This window comes from Comamonas sp. CAH-2 (genome assembly GCF_009668305.1).
In the GTDB taxonomy this organism is placed as follows: domain Bacteria; phylum Pseudomonadota; class Gammaproteobacteria; order Burkholderiales; family Burkholderiaceae_C; genus Comamonas; species Comamonas aquatica.
Map to the genome: position 1 here is coordinate 61,590 of NZ_VSWF01000009.1, position 24,176 is coordinate 85,765.

The following is a 24,176-nucleotide window of genomic DNA, read 5'->3' on the forward strand; positions in this document are numbered from 1 at the left end:
AGCGCATGCCCAGAATCTCTGCGCCGCCACGTTGCACAAACGCTGGAGGCGTTTGAAGCGCTGGCGCACCGCGGTGCCCACACAAGACCGCGTGCAGAACTCGCCCGATGGCGCTCCCCCTCGGGACCGTGGCTTGGCAGGCACCCGGTCCGGGGCAGTGTGCGGCCTTGCTTTGCCGGCTGCGCGATTTCTCAGCCACGGCGTGAGGCAATCGTGGATACGCTCTTATGCTTGCGGCCATGCGCAATGCCTTTCTGCCCTCCGGCCAGCTGGCCGCGGCCTGCGCCGCCTGGGCCCAGATTCCACCCACTGCAACCTCGCCTTGGCGCCCTCTGAATCTGGCCGACACAAAAGCCGGCTGGGCACAAGCTTTGTCGGCCCTCACGCGCTTTGCCGGCAGTGCCGACTACCAGACACCACAGGCCTTCGCCGCCCAGGCCGCACGGGAAAATTATGGGCAGTGGCAGCAGGCCGGCAAGCAGGCGCACGGGCTGTTGGTCCACGGCATCGATCTGGGCCTGAGCGGCGATGTGCTGCGCCCGGTCTATCAGCAGATCGTCGTCCTGTGGCGCGATGCGGCCGGCGTGGCCGAGCATGCCCGCGCCAGCCTGCGGCAGGCCACCGGCGAGGACCATGGCGTGGCCGCGCCCATCAGCAGCCGCAGCGCCGAATACCCCATCGGCGTGACCCTGCTGTCGCTGGCCACGCTGCTCGACGTGCAGGAAGCAGTGCCCGCCCTCGTGGAGCAGGTGCTGGCCTTCGATACCGACCAACTGCTCGACGACCTGAGCACCGGAGCCCTGGAGCTAGAGGAGGTCAGCGAAACCCTGTACCACCCGCGCCCCTATGGCGCGCTGCGGCCGTTTTTTGAGCAGGTGACCGAAGCCCTGCCCGAGCCGCTGCTGCCCTGTCTGCACACCCAGTACCTGGAGTTCTTCCAACGCTCGCCCCAGCAGCAGCAAAAAAGCCGCCCGTGGCTGGGCACGGGCCACTGGGCGCTGGAAGTCGCAGCCCTGGCCGTGCTCTACGGCTGGGAGGACCGCGCGCTGCGCAGCAGCCCCCACTATCCGGCCGATCTGGTCGACTACGCCCGCGGGCGCCTGGCCCAGGGCGACTCAGGCGACGCCTGACAGAAAACCGGCGATGCGGTGGACGATGCGCGCGGGCTGCTCGCGGTGCGGCACATGGCCACCGCCGGCGATGATTTCCATTTCGCCAGGGCCTTGTGTCCAGGCACAGAGGTTCTCGGGATGCACCAGGGAACCGAATTCATCGCACTCGCCATGGATCGCCAGCACCGGGCAGCGCACCTGCTGGCAGGCCGTGTCCAGGCGGTAGTCGGCGAAGGCCGCGCTCAGCCAAGTCTCCACCCAGGCCGCCAGCACCCAGGCGGCCTTGTCGCCGTGGTGGCGCGCCAGGCGCTCCAGCTGGCCGGGCTGGGCAAAGTGGTCGCGGGCGGCACGGATGCCCGCCAGGGTCCGGTCTTCGACAAAGCTCTGCGCCGATTCGGTGATCAAGGCCCGGCACTGCGCGGCATACGCCGCTGCCACCTGCACGGCCATGCCGCCGCCCACGCTGTGGCCCAAGATGACGAAGTCGTCCAGCCCCAGCGCCTGGTGCACCGGCGTGAAACTGGCGGCCACCTCGGCTTGCACAAAACCGGGGGCCAGCCGGCCCGGGTGCGCATCGGACTGGCCAAAGCCCAGCCGGTCGTAGGCGATCACGGCGCGCCCGGTGGCGGCCGCCAACTGCGCCGGGAACGCGCGCCACAGGGCGACGCAACCCAGCGAGTCATGCAACAGCACAACCGGCGCCTTGTCCGCCATCACCGGCGGTTGCCAGCGCTGGACATGCAACTGGCCCTCGGGCGTCGGCACACGGAAGATCTGGGGCGTGATCACGGAAGACAGCATGGTGGCGCGGTACACAGTCAGTCAGGAAGGCGCCACCGGCCCTGCACCGGAGGCCCGGTGGATGCTAGGCCATCCCCCAGCCCCGGGCTGTCTGGCCGGCGACGGGGGCCGCCCTGCGCCAGCAGGCCACAAGCAGGTGGTGAAATCGGCCTCAAGTTGCCGCCCCGCCGGCCGAAAACACAGGCAGACGGCTTCGCACCAAGTCTAGGTGGTCGCCGACAGCCCCGGTTGCGCATGCACCGGGGCTTCGTTTTGTCTGCGGTCAGGCGGTGAAAAAAACTCCTGAAAACGCAGCAATCAGCGCATACCCCATCTGTGCTGCACCCCGATTTCATCACTATTCAGTGGACCGCTGCAGGGCTGGTGGCGCCGGCCTGGGCCACGGGGTCCTTGCAGGGACCGTGGCTGCCGGGTAGCGCATCGCGCAGCAGGCGGTGCTCCCAGCCGGCGGAGCGCCACAGCGCATCCGTGCCCTCGGTGTGGCGGATCAGCATGTGCTGCAGCAAGGGGGCCAGCAAGGTCTGGTCGGGGTCGGCCAGCAGCACGTAGCGCGGCTCGCCCTCTTCCAGGTAGGCGGTGCCGGATTCCGGCATGGCCCCCACCCAGCGGATGCTGGTCAGGGCGGACAGCGCCGGCTCCAGTTGCAGGCGGTCGACACGCAGCCGCTTGGCCAGGGCCATGGCGGGCAGGCCGCGCTGGTCCTGGCTGCGCAGCGGCTCCAGCACGGCGATGGCCTCCAGCGCCAGCTCCAGCTCCCAGCCGGGCTCGTGCAGGCTGCGGCTGCTGCCGGCCAGCAGGCTGGGCAGGTAGGCGGCCACCACGGCCCCCAGCAGAAAGATCACCCAGCAGGTGTAGATCCAGATCAGCAGGATGGGCAAGGTGGCGAAGGTGCCGTAGATCACCGAGTAGGTGGGCACGGTCGACAGGTACAGGCCCAGGACTTTCTTGGCCAGGGCCATGCCCGCGGCCACGAACAGCCCGCCGGCCCAGGCGTGGCGCCACTGCACCGGCGTGTTCGGCACAAAGTGGTAGAGCGCCGCCATGGCGGCGGACAGCAGCATGAACTCCAGCGAATTGAAGCCCAGTTGCACGCTTTCCGGCAGCACCGCCACCAGCCCGCGCGAGGCCGACAGCACGTACGAGGTGGTGGCAATGCTCAGGCCCATCAGCAACGGGCCGAAGGTGATCACGCCCCAGTAGATCAGCAGGCGCTGGCCCAGCGGCCGCATGCGCTGCACGCGCCAGATGTGGTTCAGCGTCTTGTCCATGGTCAGGATCAGGCTGACCACCGTGAGCAGCAAGAAGGCCAGGCCCACCACGCCCAGTTGGCTGGCCTTGCTGGAGAACTGCACCAGGTAGTTCATCACCTGCACGGCGATCTCGGCGGGAATCAGGCTGTCGACCAGCCAGCGCTGCAAGGTCTCCTGCAGGCGCCCGAAGCTGGGAAAGGCCGTGAACACCGACAGCAGCACCGTGAAGAAGGGCACCAGGGCCAGCAAGGTGGTGAAGGTGAGGCTGCTGGCCGTCAGACCCAGCTGGTCCTGGCTGAAGCGCGTTTTGAGGGTGCGCAGGGTGTTGCGCCACGGGAAAGACTGCAGGGTTTTGAACAATTGGCGCGTGCGCTGACGTGCTCGGTGTAAGGTGGTGACCATGCCCCGTATGATGCCACCCCGATGAATTCCGCAACCAACCCCCTTCCCGGCAGCGATGTGGCTGCCACCCGCTGGCTGGCCGTGGGCAGCCTGCTGGGCCTGATCGTGTTGAGCGTGGCCTGGGAGCTGTGGCTGGCGCCGCTGCGCCCCGGTGGCTCGTGGCTGGTGCTCAAGGCCCTGCCGCTGTGCATCCCGCTGGCGGGCCTGCTCAAGCGCCGCATGTACACCTACCGCTGGGTCAGCCTGGTGGTGTGGCTGTATTTCACCGAGGGCGTGGTCCGCGCCTGGAGCGACACGGCACCCGGCCGCTGGCTGGCTCTGGTGGAAATCGCCCTGTGCCTGCTGCTGTTCGTGGCCTGCGCCCTGCACGTGCGCCTGCGCCAGAAAGCCGCCAAGGCGGCCCTGGCCTAATCCGGCAGCATCCCGGCCTGGTGCGACAGGGTGTGCACCTGCGCCACCAAGGCCTCGCACAGCAATTGCGCCGCCGGAGACAGTGCCCGGCGCGGGCGCTGGATCAGCAAGGTGCGGCGCACCACCTGCGGCGTGTCCAGCACGCGAAAGCCCAGGGCCCCGCGCGCCGGGTGCTGCGCCGTCAGGGCCGGAATCAGGCTAACGCCCAACCCCTGGCGCACGGCGTCGAACAGCAGGGCCGGGTTGGACACGCGCAGCGGCGTGTGCAGCACATTCGCCGGCATGCCCGGGGCCGTGGCCAGCAACTGGCTGATGGCGGTGTCCGTGGTCAAGCCCACGAACGGCAGCTGCGCCAGGTCGGCCGCGTGCAATTGCGCGGCCTGCAACAAGGGCTCATCGGCCTGGGCCACCAACCCCATCTGGTCGCTGACCAGCGGCTGCGTCAGCAGCTCGCCCCCGGCCGGGTGGGCCGCGCCCACGCCAAAGTCGACCTGCCCGCTGTGCACACGCAGCGCTATGCCTTCGGCGCTGTCCTCGATCAGATCGACCTCGATGCCCGGGTGCTCGGCCCGCAGCCGGGGCAATGCCGGCATCAGCAGCACCGCCAGAACCGAGGGCGCGGCCGCAATCCGCACCTTGCCCCGGCGCAGGGCAGCCAGGTCGCTGAGGTGCTGCACGCCCTGCTCCAGCGTGTCGAAGGCGTGGCGCACATCCTGCAGGAAGGCCTGGCCCGCGCTGGTCAGGCCCACGGTGCGCGTGGTGCGGTCAAACAGGCGCATGCCCAGCGCCTCTTCGAGCTGGCGGATCGACTCGGACAACGCCGACTGGGTGATGCACAGCTCGCGCGCCGCCGGGGCAAACGCGCCCTGGCGCGCCACTTCATCAAAGGCGCGCAGCTGGCGCAGGCTGAAATTATTCGGAAAAACTGGCATAAACCTGAAATTTATTCCAATTGTTCCGCAGTCGGCAATCCCCTAGGCTTATGCTTTTCGTGCGCCCCTGCCGGCACCCGCCTGACGGGCTTAGGATGGGGCCTGTTTCCTTTGTGACTTCTTTCGTGCGCCCTCTGCGGGCCACCTGCTTGCCATGACTTCCACTGCTTTGCTCGATACCCTGCGCCACACCGTGGGGGCCGCCCATGTGCTGACCGAGGGGGACCTCAGCGCCTATGAACAGGACTGGCGCAAGCGTGTGCACGGCAAGTCCCTGGCCGTGGTGCGCCCGGGCACCACCCAGGAGGTGGCCGCCGTGGTCAAGGCCTGTGCGGCCGCCGGGGTCAGCATCGTGCCCCAGGGCGGCAACACCGGCCTGTCCGTGGGTTCCACCCCCGACCACTCGGGCCAGCAGGTGGTGCTGAGCCTGCAGCGCATGCAGGCCGTGCGCCAGCTGGATGCCGACAACCTGACCGTGACCGTCGAGGCGGGCGTGATCCTGCAGACCCTGCAGGAAACGGCAGACAAGGCGGGCTTTCTGTTCCCCCTGTCGCTGGCGGCCGAGGGCAGCTGCACCATCGGCGGCAACCTGGGCACGAACGCCGGCGGCACCCAGGTGCTGCGCTACGGCAATGCGCGCGAGCTGTGCCTGGGCCTGGAGGTCGTCACCCCCCAGGGCGAGATCTGGGATGGCCTGACCGGCCTGCGCAAGGACAACACCGGCTACGACCTGCGCGACCTGTTCATAGGCAGCGAAGGCACCCTGGGCATCATCACTGCGGCTACCATGAAACTGTTCCCCCAGCCCGCCGCGCAGCTCACGGCCTTTGCCGCCGTGCCCAGCATGGAAGCCGCCGTGCGCCTGCTGGGCCTGGCGCACCAGCACCTGGCCGCCGGGCTGACCGGTTTCGAGGTCATGGGCCGCTTCGCGCTGTCCCTGGTGGTCAAGCACATGCCGCAACTGCGCGTGCCATTTGCCGACATGGCCGAGGCGCCCTACTGCGTGCTGCTGGAAAACTCGGACAGCGAATCCGAAGCCCACGCCCGCGCCCGCTTCGAGCACCTGCTGGAGCTGGCCTTCGAAGAAGGCTGCGTGCTGGACGCCGTGGTGGCCGAGAGCATGGCCCAGGCCCACGACCTGTGGCACATCCGTGAAAGCATTCCGCTGGCCCAGGCCGAGGAAGGCCTGAACATCAAGCACGACATCTCCATCCAGGCGTCGCGCATCCCGGCCTTTGTGGAGCATGCCGATGCCGTGCTGCAGCGCGAGATTCCTGGCGTGCGCCTGGTCAACTTCGGCCACCTGGGCGACGGCAACCTGCACTACAACGTGCAGGTGCCCGAGGGCGAGGACGGCAAGACCTTCCTGCGCGACAAGGAAGACCTGGTCAACACCCTGGTCTACGACGCCGTGGCGCAGTTCGGCGGCTCGTTCTCGGCCGAGCACGGCGTGGGCGCGCTCAAGGCCGACAAGCTGGCGCACTACAAATCGCCCGTGGCGCTGGGCATGATGCGCGCCATCAAGCAGGCCCTGGATCCGCAAGGCCTGATGAACCCCGGCTGCGTGCTGCAGGTGCTGGACCGCGCTTAAGCGGTCGGATTACCTGCGGTGACCTGCGGGGCGCCCAGTAGACCAGACGGTACACGCACGGCCACCCAGCCCGGGGCGGTCTTGCAGACGCTGCAATCCCCAGCCCAGCGGGCCCGGTTTTGCCGATCTGCGAGGCCGGTGGCCCTGTCCAGCACAGGCCGCGCCACCGCGGTGCACCACGCCACGGTCACCGTGGCGTGGTTGCATGGGCCGGCGCCACCGCACCGCGCAGGGTTCAGCCCTTGGGCGCCGCGGCGTGGTTGCCCATCAAGGTCTGCACATCCTGCGGCCAGGGCACGCTGACGCCCTGGGGATCAAGGAATTCGCGGGTGGCACCTTCGTGCAGCATCCACACGCGCACCGCGTTCTGGGCCGCATCGACGACGATGGCGGCCGCCTCGGACCCGCCCTCATGCGGGCGGTTGCCGGTGATGAACCAGCGGCCCCGGTCTTCGGTCAGCGGGCCCACGGTGCGCATGTTGGCCAGCAGCGTGGGGTAGTCCTTGCCCAGCAGTTGCTTGAGGCGTTCGGCCAGCACGCCCTGCTCCAGAAAACTCACATTGCTGTCGCTGGGGTAGGTGCCCACGTAGCTGCGCAGCTCCGCCAGCGGCGATGCGGCGGCCTGCGTGGCCCCGTCGCCATGGGGGGCGTCGGCCTTGGCCACGCTGGCGGCCACCGTGGCGGCATCGGCCCCCAGGCCGTGCACCGCCTCTGTCCCGGGGCCCGCCGCAGGTGCGGGGGCTGGCGCCGGCCCGTCCAGCTTGGGCGAGGGGGCGGAAGGTTCACAGGCGGCCAGGGTGGTGGCCATGGCCAGCACCGCCAGGGTGTGCCACGGATTGAACATGCGCTTCATCAGTGTCCTCCAGGTCTGTGCGCCGAACAGCCCTCAAAAAAGAGAGCAGCCTGCGCTAGATAGATATTGGCTCACGGTCTTTTTAACCGATGCTTGTGACGATTGTCCCTGCACACTGGTGGAACGTCTGTCCGTCAAGACCGCATTTGCCCTGATGGCTGCAGCCACCCAGGCAGCGATGGCACAATGGCCCGTTGGCCGCCCGGTGCTGGTGCAAGCAAGCTTGTTGCGCACAGGGCGGTTTTGTTTTTGATTTGCAGATGCAGCCCATGACCACCACCACAGACCGCCCTGTCCGTTCGCAGTACGAAGACTTCATGCGCCATGTGTATGAACATGGCGTCAGCAAGGGGGACCGCACCGGCACGGGCACGCGCAGCGTGTTCGGCCACCAGATGCGCTTTGACCTGAGCGAAGGCTTCCCCCTGGTCACAACCAAGAAGGTGCACCTCAAGTCCATCATCCTGGAGCTGCTGTGGTTCCTGCGCGGCGACAGCAATGTGCAGTGGCTGCAGGAGCGTGGCTGCACCATCTGGGACGAATGGGCGCGTGCAGACGGCTCCTTGGGCCCGGTCTACGGCGTGCAGTGGCGCAGCTGGCCCAAGGCCGACGGCAGCCACATCGACCAGATCGCCGAAGTGGTCAAGCAGCTCACCACCAACCCCGACAGCCGCCGCATCATCGTCAGCGCCTGGAACGTGGCCGAGCTGGACCAGATGGCCCTGATGCCCTGCCACGCCTTCTTCCAGTTCTACGTGGCCGAAGGCAAGCTCAGCTGCCAGCTCTACCAGCGCAGCGCCGACATCTTCCTGGGCGTGCCCTTCAACATCGCCAGCTATGCACTGCTGACCCACATGCTGGCCCAGCAGTGCAACCTGGAGGTGGGCGACTTCATCTGGACCGGTGGCGACTGCCACATCTACAACAACCACTTCGAGCAGGTTGAGACCCAGCTGGCCCGCAAGCCCCACGCCTACCCCACGCTCAAAATCCTGCGCAAGCCCGATTCCATCTTCGACTACCAGTACGAGGACTTCGTGGTCGAAGGCTACGAACACCACCCCGCCATCAAGGCGCCCGTGGCGGTGTGACGCCCCTGTATTAAAACCAGAGCAGTCAGCGCGCGTATTTCAAGCACTTGCGATGCCAAAGCATCCAAAGTCTATGAATAACGCGCGCAGGCAGCTCACTTTTTTGCACAGCTCTCTGGAAGACCCCCGTCCATGGCCATCCACCTGATCTATGCCCGCGCCGCCAACGGCGTGATCGGCCTGAACAACCGCATGCCCTGGCACCTGCCCGAGGACCTGGCCCACTTCAAGCAGTTGACCAGCGGCCACCCCGTGGTCATGGGCCGCAAGACCTGGGATTCGCTGCCCGAGCGCTTTCGCCCCCTGCCCGGGCGCACCAACATCGTCGTCACCCGCAACAGCGACTGGCAGGCCGCGGGCGTTTTGCGCGCAAGCAGCCTGGAAGAAGCCCTGCACGCCGGCGCGCAACAGGGCGACACCGTCTGGGTCATGGGGGGCGCACAAATCTACGCCCAAGCCCTACCCCTGGCCGATGTGATCGAGGTCACCATCATTCACCAGGACTTCGACGGCGATGCCCATGCCCCCGTGCTGGGCGCCGAGTGGCAGGAAGCCACGCGCGAAGACCATGTCAGCGCCCAGGGCCTGCCCTTCAGTTTTGTGCGCTACACCCGCCAGCGTTGACAGCGAGTGCAGCCCACGCGACAAAGATGAGCCGACTCAGGGTGAAGACGGGTTGACGATTTTGCTGCATTGCAACAATATGGAACGCCCGTTCAATTGCCAACGGGCGTTTTTTTCGTTGAAAGCCTTGCCGCCATGAGCCTGATCCAGCCCCTGCCCCCCGGCCCGCTCGACATCGTGGGAGACATCCACGGTGAGCTGTCTGCGTTGCAGGACCTGTTGCACCACCTGGGCTACGACGACAGCGGCCGCCACCCCCAGGCCCGCACCCTGGTGTTTGTCGGCGACTTCGTGGACCGCGGGCCGGACAGCCCGGGCGTGGTCGACCTGGTGCAACGCCTGGTCGAAAGCGGCAACGCCTGCGCCATCGCCGGCAACCACGAGATCAACCTGCTGCGCCACGACCCCAAGGACGGCGCCGGCTGGTACTTCGAGGAACGCCTGGCCAGCGACACCACCAAATACAGCCAGTTCGCGCGCGCCACCAACACCTTGCAGCGCGCCCGCATCGAGACCTTTCTCAACAGCCTGCCCCTGGCGCTGGAGCGCGCCGACCTGCGCGTCATCCACGCCGCCTGGCATGCACCCGATGTGGACAAGGCCCGCGCCATGCCTCTGGGCACGGCCCGCGCCGAGTACGACCACTGGGAGGCCCAGGCCGCCGCCGTGGCCCAGCAGCGCAGCATTGCCGAACGCATGGCCGCGGAGAAAAGCATCTGGCCCTACAGCCTGGAAGACGGCGAGCACTGCCCGCCTTTCCTGCAGGCCCACTGCGACAACGAGCTCAACAAGGCCTTGTTCAACCCGCTCAAGGTGCTGACCTGCGGGCTGGAGCGCCAGACGCCCGAGCCGTTCTTCGCTGGCAACAAATGGCGCTTTGTGGAGCGCATGGCCTGGTGGAACAGCTATGCCGAAGACACGCCCGTCGTTGTCGGCCACTACTGGCGCTCCACCCTGCCGGCCCAGACCACGCACGAGGGGCTGTTCCGCGGCGCGGCGCCGTTTGCCTGGCTGGGCCGGCGCGGCAACGTGTTCTGCGTGGACTATTCCGTCGGTGCCCGGGCCCAGGCCCGCACCTTTGGCCGCCCGCACGCCCACATGAAGCTGGCCGCCTTGCGCTGGCCCGAGCGCAGCCTGGTGTTCGACGACGGCAGCACCCACGCCACCACCGGCTTCATGCGCCCGGCCCTGGCCGTGGCCGCCTGACGGCCGGCTGGCCCAGGCCGGCCGCCGCCCACGCAACTTCCGCGGCACCAGCGCCTCGGCGCAGCCACACCGCCATCAGGTTCGACGGGCAGTGCGTCGCAAAGCGGGCGTGGCCGCTACCTCAGCCCTGGCCGGCCATCATCGGCAAGACCGTGCGCACGATGCGGATCAGCGCCGGGCCCAGCACCACCATCACAATCGCCGGGAAGATGCAGGTCACCAAGGGCAAAAGCATCTTGGTGGGCACCTTGGCGGCCAGTTCCTCGGCGCGCATCTGCCGCTTGTGCCGCAGGTCGTCCGAGAACACGCGCAGCGATTCCCCGATGCTGGTGCCAAAGCGGTCGGCCTGCGTCAGCATGGTGGCAAAGGTGTAGATCTCGTCCACCCCGGTGCGCGCGGCCAAGTTGCGCAAGGATTTCTCCCGGGTGCTGCCGGCACGCATCTCCAGGTTGGTCCAGTGCAGCTCCTGCGCCAGGGCTTCGCTTTGCAGGCGAATTTCCTCCGTCACCTTGCCCAGTGCGGCATCCAGCCCCATGCCTGCTTCCACACAGACCAGCATCAGGTCGGCCGCATCGGGAAAGCTCTCGAAGATCTCGCGCTTGCGGCGGGCCGCCATCCAGCGCAGGCACAGGTTCGGCAGGTAGCAGGCCGCAAACGCGGCCAGCAAGGTGTAGAGCATCAGCTGGGTGCTGTCCGTCACGCCCGCCGTCACCATGGACGCGTACACCGCCAGGGCCACGCCTACGGGCAGCAGCGTCTTGGCGCCAAAGTACAGCAGGGGCGCGCTCTCATGGCGGATGCCGGCGTTCAGAAAGCGCAGCCGCAAGGGCGTGGCGTCCATGCCGGCCGTGGGCGAGGACAAGTGGGCAAACGGCCCCACCAGCTTGACCACGGTTTCCGTCCAGCCACGGTCCTCGGTCGCGGGCGCCAGCGCCTGCAGGCGCTGCTCCGTGACGGAGGGCGTCACCCACAGGAACAAGGCCCCCGCAGCCAGCATGACGGCGGTGAAAGTGAGCAGGGCAACGATGAACATGGCAGCCTCCTTGCGTTCAGGGCCGTTTCAGACCCGGATGCGAACAATCCGGTACAGCATCAGCACGCCAATCACCATCAAGAACGCGAGCCATTGCAGGATGGACGTGCCCATCGGGTCGGTCCACAGCGCGGACATGAACTCGGGATTGAGCAGATTGAGCAAGGCCGCCACGGCGAACGGCATAAGCCCCAGGATCCACGCCGACAGCCGCCCTTCGGCCGACAACACGCGGACCTTGGCGTGCAGCTTCAGGCGCTCGCGGATCAGGCGGCTCAGGTTGGTGAGCATCTCGGTCAGGTTGCCGCCCGATTCCCGCTGGATCAGCACGGCCACGATAAAGTAGCGCAGATCGGTGACCGGCACGCGCTCGCCCAGGTTGAGCAGGGCCTGCTGCAGCGAGGTGCCGTAGTTGATCTCGTCGTGCACCATGCGGAACTCGCCGGCAATCGGCTCGGCCAGTTCCTCGCCGGCCATCTGCAGCCCTGCGGAGAATGCATGGCCGGCGCGCAGCGCGCGCGAGATCAGATCCAGGGCTTCGGGCAGCTGGCGCTCCATCAACCCCAGGCGCTGGCGCCGCCGGTACTGCAGGTACAGCCAGGGCAAGGCCCCCAGCACCACGCCCACGATGGCGGCCAAGCCCATGGACTGGCGCAGCAAGGTGGCCCCAAAGACGCCCAGCATGAACAAGCTGGCGCAGCTGAGCAGCACGCCGGAGACGGTCCACTCCAGCCCGGCTTGCACGATGAAACGGTCCAGCTGGTGCGCACGCGGCATGCTCTGCAGCGCGCGCTGCACCGTGGGCATGCCGCTCAGCACCCGCTCCTTGACCAGCTTGGTGGACGTGCTGCGGTCGTCGGCGGCCGACAGCGCCCGCAGGCGGCGCTCCAGCTGCTTGGCCTCGGGGCTCTTGTACTGCTTCCACACCAGGTGCAGCGCCTCAAGCAGCAGCAGCACGGACACAAACACCAGACCGACGATGACCAGGATCGAATGGGAACCGAAAAAGGACAGCATGGCAGCTCCTTCTGGGCGCGCTCACTGGTAGTGGCGCTCCGGTGCAAAAACGTTGTCCGGCAGCGCGATCCCGAAGCCTTTGAGCCGGTCGGCAAACTTGGGCCGCACACCGGTGGCATGGAAATACCCCTGCACCTCGCCCCCTGGGCCGACACCGGTCTGGGTGTAGGCAAAAATCTCCTGCATGGTGACCACCTCGCCCTCCATGCCGGTGATCTCCTGGATGCTGGTGATCTTGCGCTTGCCATCCGTCAGCCGCAGCACCTGCACGATCACCGTGATGGCCGCGGCAATCTGCTGGCGCGCTGCCTGGTGCGGCAGGTTCAGGCCCGCCATGCCGACCATGTTCTCCAACCGCGCCAGCGAATCGCGCGGGCTGTTGGCGTGGATGGTGGTCAGCGAGCCCTCGTGCCCGGTGTTCATGGCCTGCAGCATGTCCACCGCCTCGGCACCGCGCACCTCGCCGATGATGATGCGGTCCGGCCGCATGCGCAGGGCGTTGCGCACCAGGGCGCGCTGCGTGATCTCGCCACGGCCTTCGATGTTGGGCGGACGGGTCTCCAGGCGCACCACATGCGGCTGCTGCAGTTGCAGCTCGGCGGCGTCCTCGATGGTGACCACCCGCTCCGCCGCCGGAATGTAGCCCGAGAGGATATTGAGCAGCGTCGTTTTGCCGGCCCCGGTGCCGCCCGAGATGATCATGTTCACCTTGGCCTTGGCCAAGGCTTCCAGCACCATGGCCATGCCGGGCGTCAGACTCTTGAGATCCTGGATCAGGTTGTCCATGCGCAGCGGTGTCCGTGCGAACCGCCGGATGGACATCATCGGGCCATCCAGCGCCACCGGCGGAATGACAGCATTCACCCGCGACCCATCGGGCAGGCGCGCATCGACCATCGGGCTGGATTCATCGATGCGCCGGCCGATGCGCGACACGATCTTGTCGATGATGCGCAACAGGTGCTTTTCATCGGTGAAGACCACGGGGGTCAGTTCCAGCCGGCCCTGGCGCTCCACATAGATCTGGTCGTAGCGATTGACCAGGATGTCCGACACCGCGGGATCGGCCATCAGCTGCTCCAGCGGGCCGAAGCCCAGCATCTCGTGCTGGATGTCGCGGATCAGCTGCTTGCGCTCCTGTTCGTTGACCGCCGTGGTGTCCTCGGCCAGCAGGCGCTCGGTCATGCTGGCGATCTCTTGCTGCAGGCTCTGTTTGGACAGCGTGTCGATGGCCGCCAAGTCAAAGCGCTCCAGCAATTTGGCATGGATGCGGCTGCGCAGCGCCAGGTAAGCGGCAGAGTGCCCATGGAACGCGGCCAGCGGCACCGCGGGTGAGGCGGCGTCGGCCACCGGCATGTCGGCGCTGTCGCCAGTTTCCGGCACGGGCTGCAGCCCCGGCTTGGAGGTCCGTGTCGCCGGAGTGGCCAGAAAGTCTCGGAGTGACATGGCGATCTCCTTGTGTGCAAGTCAAAGGTTCAGGCCCGGCGAAACAGCCGGTTCAAAAAGCCGCCGTTGTCAGCATGGACCTGGGGCGACAGGGCCTCGGCCCAGGCCGCCAGGTCGCGCACCACGGGGCTGTTGCGGTGGGTCTCGGCCAAGGGGGTGCCAGCGTTGATCGCGGCCTGGACTTCCTGCGGCGCATCGGGGATGGCGTGCCACTGCAAGCTCGCGCCCAGTGTTTTGCGCACTTCCGGCAGGCCGATGTCGTGGCGCTTGTCCACCCGGTTCAGCACGGGATGCAGGCGGGCTTCCGGGTAACCCAGGTCCTTGAACATGCGCAGCAGCTTTTGGGCATTGCGCACGGCGGGCACGTTGGGCAGCACCACCGGCACGATGAACTGCGCCCGGTCCAGCACACGCAGTGACAGCGGATCGAGCACACGCCCCATGTCCAGCAGCACAAATTCATAGTGCGACGCCGCCTGCTGCACGATGGCGTCGACATGCTCCGGCTCCACGTCCATGGCATGCATCGCATCCTCGGGGGCCGCCAGCACATGCAGGTTTGCACTGACCTTGACCGCACTGGCCGACAGGAAAGAGGCGTCGAGGCGGTGGATGTCATGGGCCACGTCGGCCACGGTGGAGCTGGGCTTGCCGTCGTGCAGGTAGGACAGCGCATCGCCAAACTGCAGATTCAGGTCGATCAGCAGCACCGAATGCTGGCGCGCCAGCGCCCAGCCCAGGTTGGTGGCCAGGAAGGTGGCCCCCGCCCCACCCTTGCACGGCAAAAACGCCAGGGTCTGGCCCTGAAAACGGTGGGGCAGGCTGTCCTGCATTTTCGCGGCGATGCGTTGCACGGCATCGACCAGCGCCTGCAGCGGGGCGGGCGAGGCCAGAACCTCACGCACCCCGGCCCGCATCGACTGCAGCAAGAATTCAGGCGTTTGCTGCGCGCACAGCAGCACCACTGCCATGCGCGGGTAGCGTGTCGTGACCTGCTCCACGGGCGCGAGATCGTCGGGATCGCAGCACATGCCATCGACCACCATCAGGTCGGGTTGCTCCTGCTCGGCCACCGTCGGCATGCGCGTCTTGCCGCCCTCGAACATCTGCACTTGGTGCAGCCGCTCCTGCAGTGCATGGGCCATCGCCTGCAGGTGCTGGGGGCTGGGGGAGATGATGGCGATTTTCATGCTGAGGCTCCCTCGTTCAGGGCACCAAACAAACAGCGGCACTGTTCGGGTCCGTGCCCATGGCTTCACGCGGCAAATAGGTGGCGAAGCTGGGCATTGAAATGGCATTCGGCAGACTGAAACCCACGGGCGTGATCCACTGGTAGTTCAGGTCGCGAATACGGATGTTGACGGCCCCACAGGTGGCTGGCGTGCAGGTGTTGTCCAGGTTGCCGGCCGCGTTGTACCAGTCCACCACCACGTTCGCGGCGGTCAGCTGCGGTAGGAACTGCTGCATGCGGTCCAGCACCTTGGCTGTGTCCTGGGGGCACACCACGGCCACGCGGGCGCCCCAGCGCGTGGCTTCGTTGGCCGCGTTCCAGGTCCAGAGCATGCGGGCGAAGTCCAGGATGCCGAAGAAAAACGTCAGAAAAACCATAAGCACCAGGGCGAACTCGATGATCGTGGCGCCCTGTTGCTGGCGATGGGCGGTGTATTTCATAGCGGCGCCCTCATCGTGGCACTGATGTCCGAGAAATTCACCGTGCCGAAGGTCACGCCGAACACACTGGACACCAGCGGGGTGAACTTGTAGCAAGGCGGGGCCGACGTGGCACACCCCGCAATGCGGATGGTGACCGTGTTGATGACGGGCGAGGCTCCGGCATGCTGCCATGTAGGCTTGGGCACCTGGCTGACCGACAGGCCGATGGCCAACGGATCGCCGGTCCCTGCCACATTGCCAAACACCACCAGATTCTTGGCCTTGGTGATCAGCCCCTGCGGATCGCTGGTGGCGATCATCGGGTCCTGGACCGAGAGATAGCGCGCCGCATCGCGCACGGCCTTGGTCAGCGTGTTGTACTGATAGAGGGCACGCCCGAATTCGGTGGTGATGAAGGTCAGCACCAGCAGCACAGGCAGGGTCAGCGCGAACTCGATTAGCGCCACGCCGTGCTGGTGGGAAGTGCGGGGGGATGGCATGGCTGGACTCCTCGGCTCATTGCACCAGCACGGGCACCAGGGGCCCGGACTCCCCGCCGGGAAGGCCGTTGGTCGTGCACTTGCTCTCGGCGGTGGAGGCATTCGCGATGTACTCCAGGTACACCGTGGTCTTGTTGCTGTCGATGGGGTGCAACATCAGCACGCAGGCCCAGCCATCGATCTTGCCCCCGACCACAAACGGCGCCAGCACCAGCCGGCGGTTGCCGCCCCAACTGGCCAGCGCGTTCGGCCCGGCGGCATGGGTGGCCATCTCTGCGTCCTTGTAACCGCTCTTGATGTTCAGGCCGGTGATCGTGTCGCCCGCGTTCACGCTGTCGGCCAGATCACCGTAGGAGCGGTGGTCTGCGCGCTTGGCCAGGAAATCCGTGATCGCATTGGATTTGCCGGGCCAGTTGGTCGCGGTGTAGGAGTACCCGGTCAGGTCCGGCGCCGCCGTCGTGACCGAGGGGTTGCCGCCGCCTTGCTTGTACAGGCCAAACCGGGTGTTCCAGGCCACGCTGGCCGAGAACTTGGCGCCGGGGGTATTGACCTCGGCCCCGATCCGAAGGTTGCAGTGGCCACTGCCCTGCAACTCGTTCTTTAACTCGTCGGCATTCGCGCTTTCATCCAAGTTGGCCCAGCCGAAGTGGCCCGGTGTGACGTCGTTGCCGGAACTGTTCTCGTCGTAGACGGTGGGGATCCACTCGCCTTTGGTGAAGCCATAGTCGGGCTTGACCGTGTTTTTGGGGTTGATTTGCACCGGTATCGCACAGCCCGTCTGTGCCGGTGCGCGGGTGGCGACTGCCACGGCGGCCACGGTCTGGCTGTTGCCATAGGCGCTGTTGCCGCTGAAAGCACCCATGGCCTGCAGCAGCCAGGGCACGATACCGGTCTGTGCATGCCGGCACTTGGCGTATTTGGCCGTCGCATACGGAAAGCTGCTGCTGTAGCTGCCATTGAGGGCGTCGCTAAAAGTGATGTCCGAGGCGGCAATCCCAGCGCTGCCGCTTTGAAATTGCACGCGGTTGAGATTGCCTGCGGCCAGGCCGGCGCTGACAGCGCGGGACAGTGCATCGCTGGCGGTGTCCAGTTCCTGGGCGGCCGCCAAGGAGCAACTGTCCACAGCCGTTTGCAGCTCGGTCTTGGTGACGAACAATCGACCGAAGTCGAGTGCGATCCCCATGAAACCGAGCAGGAACAGCAGGGACAGGGCCACGGTGATGATGATGGCACCCTGCTGGCGACGCCATGCACCGTGCCGGCTTCTGCCGCTGGCACGTCGCGCCAAGGAGGGGGCAAGAATGCGGGGGGTCATGGTCGTTGCATCCAAAAATTGGGGGGAACCGGAAGGCAGGCCTGTGCCATGCCTTCCGGTGGCCTAAGTGCAGGCACCGTCGGTCAGACACTCCGAAACGCGAGTGATGAAATTGGTCAGCGTTCCTCCGGAGAGCCCGCGCAAGATCAACGCCAAGGTGATCGACGTCATGGCGATGATGAGCGCGTACTCGATGACCTGGGCGCCTTCCTCATCCTGTGCAAAGCGGCGCAGGCGCATGTTCCAACGGGTAGGTATGAACATCGCACTCTCCTGGATCAGATCGCGGACGCTGGTCAGCAGGTAGTGCCGGAGGTCAGCCCCAGACAGGTGCCAACGCGTGTGATGAAGGTGCTGAAGGACCCACCGTTGGCGGTAAGTCCTCGCAGTGCCAACGCAAGTGCGATCGACACCAGGGCGATGATCAACGCGTATTCAATGACCTGGGCCCCCTCTTCGTCGTCGACGAAGGACTGCAGGGAATGGCCAAATTGCTGTGCGAGCTTGTTCATGGTGACACCTCAAAAGTGAGAGATAGATCGAAAACATGTACATGGATTGCGATGGATCCTTGGGATCCTCTGAACTGGCGTGCAAGGCCACTGTGCGATCTGTGCTCCTTTCGATTCCAATCGGTAGTGCTCGGTCCATGCGTGGGTAAGGCTGCGTCCGGGCTAAGGCGCACTGCCCCCTTCGCCGCCATCCGATCCGCTGCTCAAGGAGCCACCGATGTTGATGACATTGACGGCCCGCGGTGGGGACTTGTAGCTTTGCTCGTACCGGTCCATGGCGTGCTGGGTGCTGCGGCCATCCATGCCGATGGCAGCATCCGGGCCTACGCCTTGCGTCTTGCCGGCATCGGGGTTGATGGTCATCTGCAGCCGCGCATCCCGCACGGCCTGGCCAAAGCGTGCGTCGTAGTGGGGGGTGGTACTGCCACAAGCGGTCAGCATGGCAGCTGTGGTCAGCGGCAGCAGGAGGGTGCGTGCGTTCATGGCGTGCCTCCGGTTCATTGGGCGGTGTTCTGTGGATCGGGGCTGCCGATTGACGGCGACTCCGCGCTGGGCAGGGGGGGGAGTGCCGTCGGTGCCGCTGCAGCACCGGGCGAGGTCCCGGGGACCGGTGTGGAGACCGCCGAGGCCGGCGTCGCGCTTTCAAGCGCCCCGTTCAGGTACACCTCGGCACGCGAGGGCACGGCATGGTTGTCGGTCGGCACACGGGGCGACTCCACCAGCGCCTGCACCAGGCGCGGGGTGATGACAAACATCAACTCGGTCTGGTCGGTCTGGAATTCCGTGCTGCGTGCCAGCGCCCCCAGGATGGGAATTTCACCCAAACCCGGGAAGCGTTTGACCGCCTCGGTGATGTTGTTCTTGATCAGGCCGGCGATCACCAGACTTTGCCCGTCGTTGAGCTGCACCGTGGTGTCGGCTCGCCGCACCGACAGCGAAGGAATCACCGAGGTGACGCCGTTGATCGAGGTGAAGGGCGAACCGGTCTGCGACAAGTCCGATACCTCGGACACCAGCTTGAGGTTGACGCGCGCATTACCCAGCACCGTGGGGGTGAACTTGACCCCGATGCCGAACTCTTTTTCCTCTAATGTCATCACCGGCACGCCGTTCGTATTGCTCTGTGCCACCGGGATAAAGATCTTGCCGCCCGACAGAAAGCTGGCCTGCTGGCCGCTGATGGCCATGATGTTGGGCTCTGCCAGGATACGCACCAGACCATCGTCCTTCTGGCCGTCGATGGTCAACCCGGCCCGGTTGCCGTTGCCACCGATGCGCAAGGCGTTCAAGACACCGCCGCCGCCGCTCAGAAAGTTGGAAATGATGGAGTAGGTGTTGTTGCCGTTGATGGTCTGCCGGCCAAAGCTGGCCCCCAGCTTGTCGAGCAGGGTCTTGCTGACTTCGGCAATCTTCACTTCCAGCATCACCTGGTGCGGCGAGGTGGTGCGCAGCAGATTCACGATCTTCTTGCTGTCGCTGTAGGCCCCGGCCAGCGTGATCACATCGTCCAGGCGCAACGGATTGCTGATCTCGCCGCTGAGCACCAGGGCGTTGTCGGCCCCCTGGACACGAATGCCACGCTCTTCAGGCATCAGCTCGGTCAGCTTGGCCTGCAAGGGTCCGGGGTCGATCGTGACCACCACATCCTTGATGAAGCAGGTGCCCTGGGCGTTCTGCAGGATCACATTCATGGCGCCGGATTTGCGCCCCCGGAAGAACAGATCCCGTGGACTCAGCAGTTGCACCTCGATGTCCCCGATGCCGTTCTGCACCTGCGCCGGCATCTGCGCCCCCGCGGGGGCGGCCGCACCGGCAGGCGCCGACGCCGGCGTATGGCCGCTCACCAGGATGCGGGTCATCGGGGAACTCAGCGGAATCACCACGGATTTACCCAGGGTGACGGTCGCTGGTTCTTCCATGCGAATGGCCGTGCAATGCCTGGCCGGCATGGGCGTGCGTGCCACGGCCGGCGTTGCCTGCGGTGCACTGGCAGGTTGGGCATGGGCGGTCAATGCCGTGGCGGCACCCGCGAGCAGCATGCTGGCTGCGGTAGTTAGATGGTGGTTTTGCACAGCCGACCTCTCTGGGTTGTTGGTGGTCTGAAATCAGAAGCAATTGAGGTTGCGATTGCCGTCCTGGATCACCTCGACGCAGGTGGCGGCAGCGGGCACCGCAGCAGGCTTACTGCGCCGCACGGCCGGCTTGGCAGGGGCGACGGCCGGTATGGGAGCACTCACCGGGGCGGGCTCGGCGCTGCCGAACAGCTGCTGCTTGGTGATGCCTGCCGTGCTGATCGGCTCCTTGTCGATCTGGTTGCGCAGCACCAGCGAAAGGCTGCCCACGCTGCGTGCCAGATCCAGCTTTTCCGCATCCCCAGGGCTGAGTTCCAGCGTCACGGCACTGACCACCTTGGGCTTGGTTTCGTCGCGGTCGGCCTCCTGCGCCACGGCCAGCACCAGCACGTTCTCCAGCACGGTCTTGCTGATCTGCCGCAGCTCCTCGGTCTTGCCGCGTTCCTGCTGGGCATTGACCACCACATCCACATAGTTGCCCGGCAAGGCAAAGCCGGCGACGCCCACCACGTCATTGACCCGCACCGTCATGGCCCGCTTGCCCGGTGCGATGACAGCGGCCAGCCCGCCCTTGGTCCCCACCGGCGCCAGCTTGCCTTCGAGGACCGCCTCCCCACGCAGCACCCCGACCTTGACCACCCGGTCCTGCAGTTGCTGCAGATCGTGGAATGCACCTTCGGGAATCGATCCCCGGGGCCAGTCCACCGTGTTCAGCATGGTGGGCATGATCTTGCTGCCCAGAGGGATGTCGGCAGCCGCCACGACCACCTTGTCGGCATCAATGCTGCCGCGCCGGGCCACCCAGTTCGCCGCATAGACCGCAGCAGCCAGGCTGGCGAGTGCCGCCAGGATGAAAAGACCCAGTGCCTTGAGGTTTTTCATGGAAGTCTCCTGCGATGGCGTAGTGTTGGCCTGTGTGGATGCCTAGACCCAGGTGAATTGCCGGGCCACCAGGAATGCGAAGGTGCCCAGGGCGATGCTGACGCCATACGGCAATCGACCGACCGAGGGCGCCGTGCTGGCCCGGGCATCGGGACGGATGCCGGCGGCCACACTGCCGACCACCGCCTCCACGGCCTGCACCGTGTTGCGCAGCAACTGGCCGATCACGCCATGCCACAGGGCGTAGGCCAGCGCGGCCAGACCGCCGGCGATGAAGACAAAGATCACGGCCTGCCAGGTGGCTTCAGGACCCAAGAAGGCCCCGACCATGGCCATCAGCTTGACGTCACCGGCGCCCATGGCGCGCAGCAGGTACAGCGGCAGCATGAGCACCAGACCCAGCGCCAGCCCGCCCAGCGCCCCGCCCAGACCGCCACCATGGTGGACCGGCGAGGCCAGGCCATACAGCAAGGCCACGGTGGTGCCGCCAAACGTCAGGACATTGGGAATGCGCTGGGTGCGCAGGTCACAGAGGGTGGCTGCGAGCAACAGCAGCAGCAAAATCAGCGACCGGGGTTCGGTGAACAGCATGACCACCAGTTCGGTGGCAGCGCGGAGTTCGGAAAGCTCCATGACCCATCTCCAGGTGTGTCCTTGAACCTCGGCCACCGCCTGCATCGCCGCCCCCATTCGGCGTCTCGGTTGCGCTGCAGGCCTGTGTGCTGAGCCCGCCGGATTCAAGCGCCTATAAATAGAAAAAATCTATAAACATTTAAATTCGGTTTGCTTAATCCTATTTCCATTGATTTTTTTGATCAATATCCGTTGTGTCAGCAAAATCCTGTGCTTTGTGATGCCGGCCCATTACTTGGCTGTAGGCGGAATGACCGAAGCACCGCTGGAAATCTTTAATCCAAGCCACTTCAATGCTCACAAATTTGGATAGTGATCACCAACTTCAAATTGATTCAAAGCAAACTTTTTCTTGCTGACCCACAGGCCTGGGACACGCAGGCAGTCGGGCTTCTGGCCCAGAAATGGACCGTTGCGGACATCACAACGCCCACGGTTGCGCGCGAGAGAGGCGCCAACAAAATCAAAATTAAACAACGATGACAACCAAAGCCGACAGATAGTGATTTTTATTGTTTCGACTTCGGTTTTTACAGCAGCCGTGCGATCAGCGGCCTGCGCCAAGGCTTCTGGACGGCTGATACGATAGGAAACACGCCACCTAGACTGTGTGACGGTGTCAGGCCCCTGGCCCACCCCGTCCAGAACTTCCACCTTTTGCGTGCCAAAGGGTTCCCAGAAAAATGAAACTTGCCACCTGGAACATCAACTCCCTGAACGTGCGTCTGCCCCAGTTGCTCGACTGGCTGCAGGCCAACCCCGTGGATGCGATCGGTCTACAGGAGCTCAAGCTCACGGACGACAAGTTCCCCTTCATGGAACTGGAGGCTGCCGGCTACCAGGCCGTCTGCCACGGCCAGAAGACCTACAACGGCGTCGCCATCCTGAGTCGCCACCCCATGCAGGATGTGGTGCGCAACATCCCCGGCCTGGACGATGAACAGGCCCGCGTGATCGCCGCCACGCTGCAGACCCCGCAAGGCCCTGTGCGCCTGATCAACTGCTACTTCGTCAACGGCCAGGCCCCGGATTCCGACAAGTTCGCCTACAAGCTGCGCTGGCTGGCCGCACTGGAAGCCTTTGTGCAGGCCGAGATGGCGCAGCACCCACAGCTGGTCCTGGTGGGCGACTTCAACGTCGCGCCCGAAGACCGCGACTCCTACGACCCCGAAGGCCTGCGCGGCACCATCCACCACACGCCCGAGGAACGCGCGCATTTCCAGCGCCTGCTGGACCTGGGCCTGACCGATGCCTTCCGCATGTTCGAACAACCTGAAAAGAGCTTTTCATGGTGGGACTACCGCATGCTGGGCTTCCAGAAGAACCGGGGCCTGCGCATTGACCACATCCTGGTCAGTCCGGCCCTCAAGGCCCTCACCACCGCCTGCGTGGTGGACCGCAGCCCCCGCAAGAACAAGCAACCCAGCGACCACGCCCCCGTGGTCGTCACCCTGGGCTAGCCCCTCCCCCCAAGCCGCTGACCACCAGCGGCTTTTTTTGCGCGGCGATGGTGCCGCACTGTGTCCCCTCCCAGCCCCTGTTCCACCGTGTCCCGCCCTCTTCCGCTCCACAACGCCGCCCTGCAGCAGCCCGGCTTCCTGCCCTTTCTGACCGCCCGCATGCTGGGGGTGTTTGCCCAGCAGATGCAGGCCGTCGTCGTGGCCTGGCAGGTGTATGACATCACGCGCGAGCCCATCTCCCTGGCCTACGTCGGGCTGGCCCAGTTCCTGCCCATGCTGCTGCTGCTGATCCCGGCCGGCGATCTGGCCGACCGCATCAGCCGCAAGCGCATGCTGGGCGCCAGCTGGGCTGTGGCAAGCGTCTGCGCCATGCTGCTGTTGTGGCTCAGCACTCTGGGTGCGCACGGGGTGGGCGGCATCTACGCCGTACTGGTGCTGTTTGGCTGCAGCCGCGCTTTCACCGGCCCCGCCATGCAAAGCCTGCTGCCGCAGATCGTGCCGCGCGAGCACCTGGCCCAGGCCCTGGCCACCAACAGCATGCTGATGCGCACCGCCGCCATTGCCGCCCCCGTGCTGGGCGGCGTGCTGTACGGCCTGGGCGGCGGCGTGCTGACCTATGCCGTCTGCGCACTGGCCCTGGCCGCCGGGGTGCTGCTGCTGTGGCGGGTGCCTGTGCGCTACGCCGCGCCGCGCCAGGCGCTGGAGGGCTCGATGTGGCAACGCGCCACGGATGGTTTCCACTTCATCCGCAGCCGCCCCATCGTGCTGGGCACCATCTCTCTGGACCTGTTCGCCGTGCTGCTGGGTGGGGTGATCGCCCTGCTGCCCGTCTACGCCAAGGAGGTGCTGCACACCGGCCCCGAAGGCCTGGGCCTGCTGCGCTCGTCCATGGCCGGCGGCGAGATCCTGATGGGTCTGTGGCTCAGCAACCGCCCCATCCAGCGCCATGTGGGCAAGGTGATGTTTGCCGCCGTGGCCGTGTTCGGGCTGGCAAACCTGGCGTTTGCGCTGTCGCACTGGTTTTGGCTGTCCATGGCCATGCTGGCCGTGGCCGGGGCGGCCGACATGGTCAGCGTCTACATCCGCTCGGCCCTGGTGCAGTTCTCGACGCCGGACACCATGCGCGGGCGTGTGAACGCGGTCAACATGCTGTTCATCAGCTCCAGCAACGAGCTGGGGGAATTCCGCGCAGGCTCCATGGCGGCCGCGCTGGGCGCCGTACCGGCGGCGATTGTGGGCAGCCTGTGCACCCTGGGCGTGGTGGCGGCGTGGATGCAGCGCTTCCCCAGCCTGCGCCAGGTGGACCGGCTGGAAGATGCCGCCCCGCCGCCCAGCCCGCCCGTCGCCGCCGTGACCACCACCCCAACTGCCCAGCCCTGA

At 66.1% G+C, this 24,176-nt stretch carries 27 protein-coding genes; 9 read left to right on the plus strand and 18 right to left on the minus strand.

The annotated features are described in order from the left end of the window. The first annotated feature begins 239 nt into the window (after positions 1-239). Positions 240-1,130, plus strand: coding sequence for a PoNe immunity protein domain-containing protein (locus FYM52_RS07840; protein WP_154163719.1), 891 nt, complete (start codon positions 240-242; stop codon positions 1,128-1,130). Here the strand turns inward: FYM52_RS07840 and FYM52_RS07845 are convergent. Further along, positions 1,116-1,913 carry an alpha/beta fold hydrolase gene (locus FYM52_RS07845; protein WP_154163685.1) on the minus strand — a complete coding sequence of 266 codons (798 nt, stop codon included), beginning with the start codon at positions 1,911-1,913 and terminating at the stop codon, positions 1,116-1,118. The genes FYM52_RS07840 and FYM52_RS07845 overlap by 15 nt on opposite strands. A 341-nt stretch (positions 1,914-2,254) precedes the next feature. After that, positions 2,255-3,565 carry a YhjD/YihY/BrkB family envelope integrity protein gene (locus FYM52_RS07850; protein ID WP_154163686.1) on the minus strand — a complete coding sequence of 437 codons (1,311 nt, stop codon included), beginning with the start codon at positions 3,563-3,565 and terminating at the stop codon, positions 2,255-2,257. Between the two features lie 21 nt (positions 3,566-3,586). Between FYM52_RS07850 and FYM52_RS07855 the strand changes: the two genes are divergently transcribed. Beyond that, a complete protein-coding gene (locus FYM52_RS07855; protein ID WP_043382367.1) occupies positions 3,587-3,976 on the plus strand; it encodes a DUF2069 domain-containing protein in 390 nt (129 codons plus the stop codon). On the opposite strand, the gene FYM52_RS07860 is transcribed toward FYM52_RS07855, so the two are convergent. Continuing rightward, complete coding sequence (locus FYM52_RS07860; protein WP_154163687.1) at positions 3,973-4,908, minus strand: LysR family transcriptional regulator; 936 nt, start codon at positions 4,906-4,908, stop codon at positions 3,973-3,975. The genes FYM52_RS07855 and FYM52_RS07860 overlap by 4 nt on opposite strands. Before the next feature lie 154 nt (positions 4,909-5,062). Here FYM52_RS07860 and FYM52_RS07865 point away from each other — a divergent pair, with 154 nt between their 5' ends. Beyond that, positions 5,063-6,499 carry an FAD-binding oxidoreductase gene (locus FYM52_RS07865; protein WP_042412274.1) on the plus strand — a complete coding sequence of 479 codons (1,437 nt, stop codon included), beginning with the start codon at positions 5,063-5,065 and terminating at the stop codon, positions 6,497-6,499. Positions 6,500-6,734: 235 nt separating this feature from the next. On the opposite strand, the gene FYM52_RS07870 is transcribed toward FYM52_RS07865, so the two are convergent. Then, positions 6,735-7,352 (minus strand): hypothetical protein, encoded by a 618-nt coding sequence (locus tag FYM52_RS07870; RefSeq protein ID WP_154163688.1) that lies wholly within the window; start codon positions 7,350-7,352, stop codon positions 6,735-6,737. Here FYM52_RS07870 and FYM52_RS07875 point away from each other — a divergent pair. The 4 genes from FYM52_RS07875 to FYM52_RS07890 all read left to right on the plus strand — a co-directional run bounded on the left by FYM52_RS07875 (position 7,342) and on the right by FYM52_RS07890 (position 10,273). Then, on the plus strand, positions 7,342-7,605 hold the full coding sequence (locus FYM52_RS07875) for a hypothetical protein (protein WP_154163689.1): 264 nt from the start codon (positions 7,342-7,344) through the stop codon (positions 7,603-7,605). The genes FYM52_RS07870 and FYM52_RS07875 overlap by 11 nt on opposite strands. A 16-nt stretch (positions 7,606-7,621) precedes the next feature. Continuing rightward, entirely contained in the window at positions 7,622-8,443 is an 822-nt protein-coding gene (locus tag FYM52_RS07880) for a thymidylate synthase (protein WP_154163690.1), read from the plus strand. Positions 8,444-8,575: 132 nt separating this feature from the next. After that, a complete protein-coding gene (locus tag FYM52_RS07885) occupies positions 8,576-9,067 on the plus strand; it encodes a dihydrofolate reductase (protein WP_154163691.1) in 492 nt (163 codons plus the stop codon). Between the two features lie 135 nt (positions 9,068-9,202). Then, positions 9,203-10,273 carry a metallophosphoesterase gene (locus tag FYM52_RS07890; RefSeq protein WP_154163692.1) on the plus strand — a complete coding sequence of 357 codons (1,071 nt, stop codon included), beginning with the start codon at positions 9,203-9,205 and terminating at the stop codon, positions 10,271-10,273. 121 nt (positions 10,274-10,394) lie between these two features. Here the strand turns inward: FYM52_RS07890 and FYM52_RS07895 are convergent, their stop codons facing one another. From FYM52_RS07895 to FYM52_RS07960, 14 genes are all read right to left on the minus strand, one after another. Next, entirely contained in the window at positions 10,395-11,306 is a 912-nt protein-coding gene (locus FYM52_RS07895) for a type II secretion system F family protein (protein ID WP_154163693.1), read from the minus strand. Between the two features lie 27 nt (positions 11,307-11,333). Further along, on the minus strand, positions 11,334-12,323 hold the full coding sequence (locus FYM52_RS07900; protein ID WP_154163694.1) for a type II secretion system F family protein: 990 nt from the start codon (positions 12,321-12,323) through the stop codon (positions 11,334-11,336). Positions 12,324-12,344: 21 nt separating this feature from the next. After that, positions 12,345-13,769 carry a CpaF family protein gene (locus tag FYM52_RS07905; protein WP_154163695.1) on the minus strand — a complete coding sequence of 475 codons (1,425 nt, stop codon included), beginning with the start codon at positions 13,767-13,769 and terminating at the stop codon, positions 12,345-12,347. A gap of 29 nt (positions 13,770-13,798) precedes the next feature. Next, positions 13,799-14,959, minus strand: coding sequence for an AAA family ATPase (locus tag FYM52_RS07910; protein ID WP_154163696.1), 1,161 nt, complete (start codon positions 14,957-14,959; stop codon positions 13,799-13,801). Between the two features lie 16 nt (positions 14,960-14,975). Next, entirely contained in the window at positions 14,976-15,440 is a 465-nt protein-coding gene (locus FYM52_RS07915) for a TadE/TadG family type IV pilus assembly protein (protein ID WP_154163697.1), read from the minus strand. After that, positions 15,437-15,922, minus strand: coding sequence for a TadE/TadG family type IV pilus assembly protein (locus tag FYM52_RS07920; RefSeq protein WP_154163698.1), 486 nt, complete (start codon positions 15,920-15,922; stop codon positions 15,437-15,439). The genes FYM52_RS07915 and FYM52_RS07920 overlap by 4 nt, the downstream gene beginning before the upstream one ends. A gap of 16 nt (positions 15,923-15,938) precedes the next feature. Then, the gene (locus FYM52_RS07925) at positions 15,939-17,237 is read right to left on the minus strand and encodes a TadE/TadG family type IV pilus assembly protein (protein ID WP_154163699.1); all 1,299 of its coding nucleotides are present in this window, start codon (positions 17,235-17,237) and stop codon (positions 15,939-15,941) included. 63 nt (positions 17,238-17,300) lie between these two features. Beyond that, entirely contained in the window at positions 17,301-17,501 is a 201-nt protein-coding gene (locus FYM52_RS07930) for a Flp family type IVb pilin (protein WP_043382416.1), read from the minus strand. 32 nt (positions 17,502-17,533) lie between these two features. Next, a complete protein-coding gene (locus FYM52_RS07935) occupies positions 17,534-17,749 on the minus strand; it encodes a Flp family type IVb pilin (protein WP_043382419.1) in 216 nt (71 codons plus the stop codon). Between the two features lie 162 nt (positions 17,750-17,911). Continuing rightward, positions 17,912-18,232, minus strand: a complete 321-nt coding sequence (locus FYM52_RS07940; RefSeq protein ID WP_154163700.1) for a hypothetical protein — start codon at positions 18,230-18,232, stop codon at positions 17,912-17,914. 14 nt (positions 18,233-18,246) lie between these two features. Next, complete coding sequence (locus FYM52_RS07945) at positions 18,247-19,788, minus strand: type II and III secretion system protein family protein (RefSeq protein ID WP_154163701.1); 1,542 nt, start codon at positions 19,786-19,788, stop codon at positions 18,247-18,249. Positions 19,789-19,854: 66 nt separating this feature from the next. Continuing rightward, positions 19,855-20,703 carry a Flp pilus assembly protein CpaB gene (gene cpaB, locus FYM52_RS07950; RefSeq protein WP_154163702.1) on the minus strand — a complete coding sequence of 283 codons (849 nt, stop codon included), beginning with the start codon at positions 20,701-20,703 and terminating at the stop codon, positions 19,855-19,857. A 42-nt stretch (positions 20,704-20,745) separates the two neighbouring features. Then, positions 20,746-21,336 (minus strand): prepilin peptidase, encoded by a 591-nt coding sequence (locus tag FYM52_RS07955; RefSeq protein ID WP_154163703.1) that lies wholly within the window; start codon positions 21,334-21,336, stop codon positions 20,746-20,748. Positions 21,337-21,633: 297 nt separating this feature from the next. After that, on the minus strand, positions 21,634-21,990 hold the full coding sequence (locus tag FYM52_RS07960; protein ID WP_154163704.1) for a hypothetical protein: 357 nt from the start codon (positions 21,988-21,990) through the stop codon (positions 21,634-21,636). Positions 21,991-22,019: 29 nt separating this feature from the next. Between FYM52_RS07960 and xth the strand changes: the two genes are divergently transcribed. Both xth and FYM52_RS07970 read left to right on the plus strand, forming a co-directional pair. Continuing rightward, positions 22,020-22,796, plus strand: a complete 777-nt coding sequence (gene xth / locus FYM52_RS07965; protein WP_154163705.1) for an exodeoxyribonuclease III — start codon at positions 22,020-22,022, stop codon at positions 22,794-22,796. Between the two features lie 60 nt (positions 22,797-22,856). Then, entirely contained in the window at positions 22,857-24,176 is a 1,320-nt protein-coding gene (locus FYM52_RS07970) for an MFS transporter (protein ID WP_370513813.1), read from the plus strand.

Bases quoted from the DNA above. Each gene is read 5' to 3' on its own strand.
- FYM52_RS07840 (WP_154163719.1), top strand. From the start codon at position 240: ATGCGCAATGCCTTTCTGCCCTCCGGCCAGCTGGCCGCGGCCTGCGCC.
- FYM52_RS07845 (WP_154163685.1), bottom strand. From the start codon at position 1,913: ATGCTGTCTTCCGTGATCACGCCCCAGATCTTCCGTGTGCCGACGCCC.
- FYM52_RS07850 (WP_154163686.1), bottom strand. From the start codon at position 3,565: ATGGTCACCACCTTACACCGAGCACGTCAGCGCACGCGCCAATTGTTC.
- FYM52_RS07855 (WP_043382367.1), top strand. From the start codon at position 3,587: ATGAATTCCGCAACCAACCCCCTTCCCGGCAGCGATGTGGCTGCCACC.
- FYM52_RS07860 (WP_154163687.1), bottom strand. From the start codon at position 4,908: ATGCCAGTTTTTCCGAATAATTTCAGCCTGCGCCAGCTGCGCGCCTTT.
- FYM52_RS07865 (WP_042412274.1), top strand. From the start codon at position 5,063: ATGACTTCCACTGCTTTGCTCGATACCCTGCGCCACACCGTGGGGGCC.
- FYM52_RS07875 (WP_154163689.1), top strand. From the start codon at position 7,342: ATGCGCTTCATCAGTGTCCTCCAGGTCTGTGCGCCGAACAGCCCTCAA.
- FYM52_RS07870 (WP_154163688.1), bottom strand. From the start codon at position 7,352: ATGAAGCGCATGTTCAATCCGTGGCACACCCTGGCGGTGCTGGCCATG.
- FYM52_RS07880 (WP_154163690.1), top strand. From the start codon at position 7,622: ATGACCACCACCACAGACCGCCCTGTCCGTTCGCAGTACGAAGACTTC.
- FYM52_RS07885 (WP_154163691.1), top strand. From the start codon at position 8,576: ATGGCCATCCACCTGATCTATGCCCGCGCCGCCAACGGCGTGATCGGC.
- FYM52_RS07890 (WP_154163692.1), top strand. From the start codon at position 9,203: ATGAGCCTGATCCAGCCCCTGCCCCCCGGCCCGCTCGACATCGTGGGA.
- FYM52_RS07895 (WP_154163693.1), bottom strand. From the start codon at position 11,306: ATGTTCATCGTTGCCCTGCTCACTTTCACCGCCGTCATGCTGGCTGCG.
- FYM52_RS07900 (WP_154163694.1), bottom strand. From the start codon at position 12,323: ATGCTGTCCTTTTTCGGTTCCCATTCGATCCTGGTCATCGTCGGTCTG.
- FYM52_RS07905 (WP_154163695.1), bottom strand. From the start codon at position 13,769: ATGTCACTCCGAGACTTTCTGGCCACTCCGGCGACACGGACCTCCAAG.
- FYM52_RS07910 (WP_154163696.1), bottom strand. From the start codon at position 14,959: ATGAAAATCGCCATCATCTCCCCCAGCCCCCAGCACCTGCAGGCGATG.
- FYM52_RS07915 (WP_154163697.1), bottom strand. From the start codon at position 15,440: ATGAAATACACCGCCCATCGCCAGCAACAGGGCGCCACGATCATCGAG.
- FYM52_RS07920 (WP_154163698.1), bottom strand. From the start codon at position 15,922: ATGCCATCCCCCCGCACTTCCCACCAGCACGGCGTGGCGCTAATCGAG.
- FYM52_RS07925 (WP_154163699.1), bottom strand. From the start codon at position 17,237: ATGACCCCCCGCATTCTTGCCCCCTCCTTGGCGCGACGTGCCAGCGGC.
- FYM52_RS07930 (WP_043382416.1), bottom strand. From the start codon at position 17,501: ATGTTCATACCTACCCGTTGGAACATGCGCCTGCGCCGCTTTGCACAG.
- FYM52_RS07935 (WP_043382419.1), bottom strand. From the start codon at position 17,749: ATGAACAAGCTCGCACAGCAATTTGGCCATTCCCTGCAGTCCTTCGTC.
- FYM52_RS07940 (WP_154163700.1), bottom strand. From the start codon at position 18,232: ATGAACGCACGCACCCTCCTGCTGCCGCTGACCACAGCTGCCATGCTG.
- FYM52_RS07945 (WP_154163701.1), bottom strand. From the start codon at position 19,788: ATGCTGCTCGCGGGTGCCGCCACGGCATTGACCGCCCATGCCCAACCT.
- cpaB (WP_154163702.1), bottom strand. From the start codon at position 20,703: ATGAAAAACCTCAAGGCACTGGGTCTTTTCATCCTGGCGGCACTCGCC.
- FYM52_RS07955 (WP_154163703.1), bottom strand. From the start codon at position 21,336: ATGGAGCTTTCCGAACTCCGCGCTGCCACCGAACTGGTGGTCATGCTG.
- xth (WP_154163705.1), top strand. From the start codon at position 22,020: ATGAAACTTGCCACCTGGAACATCAACTCCCTGAACGTGCGTCTGCCC.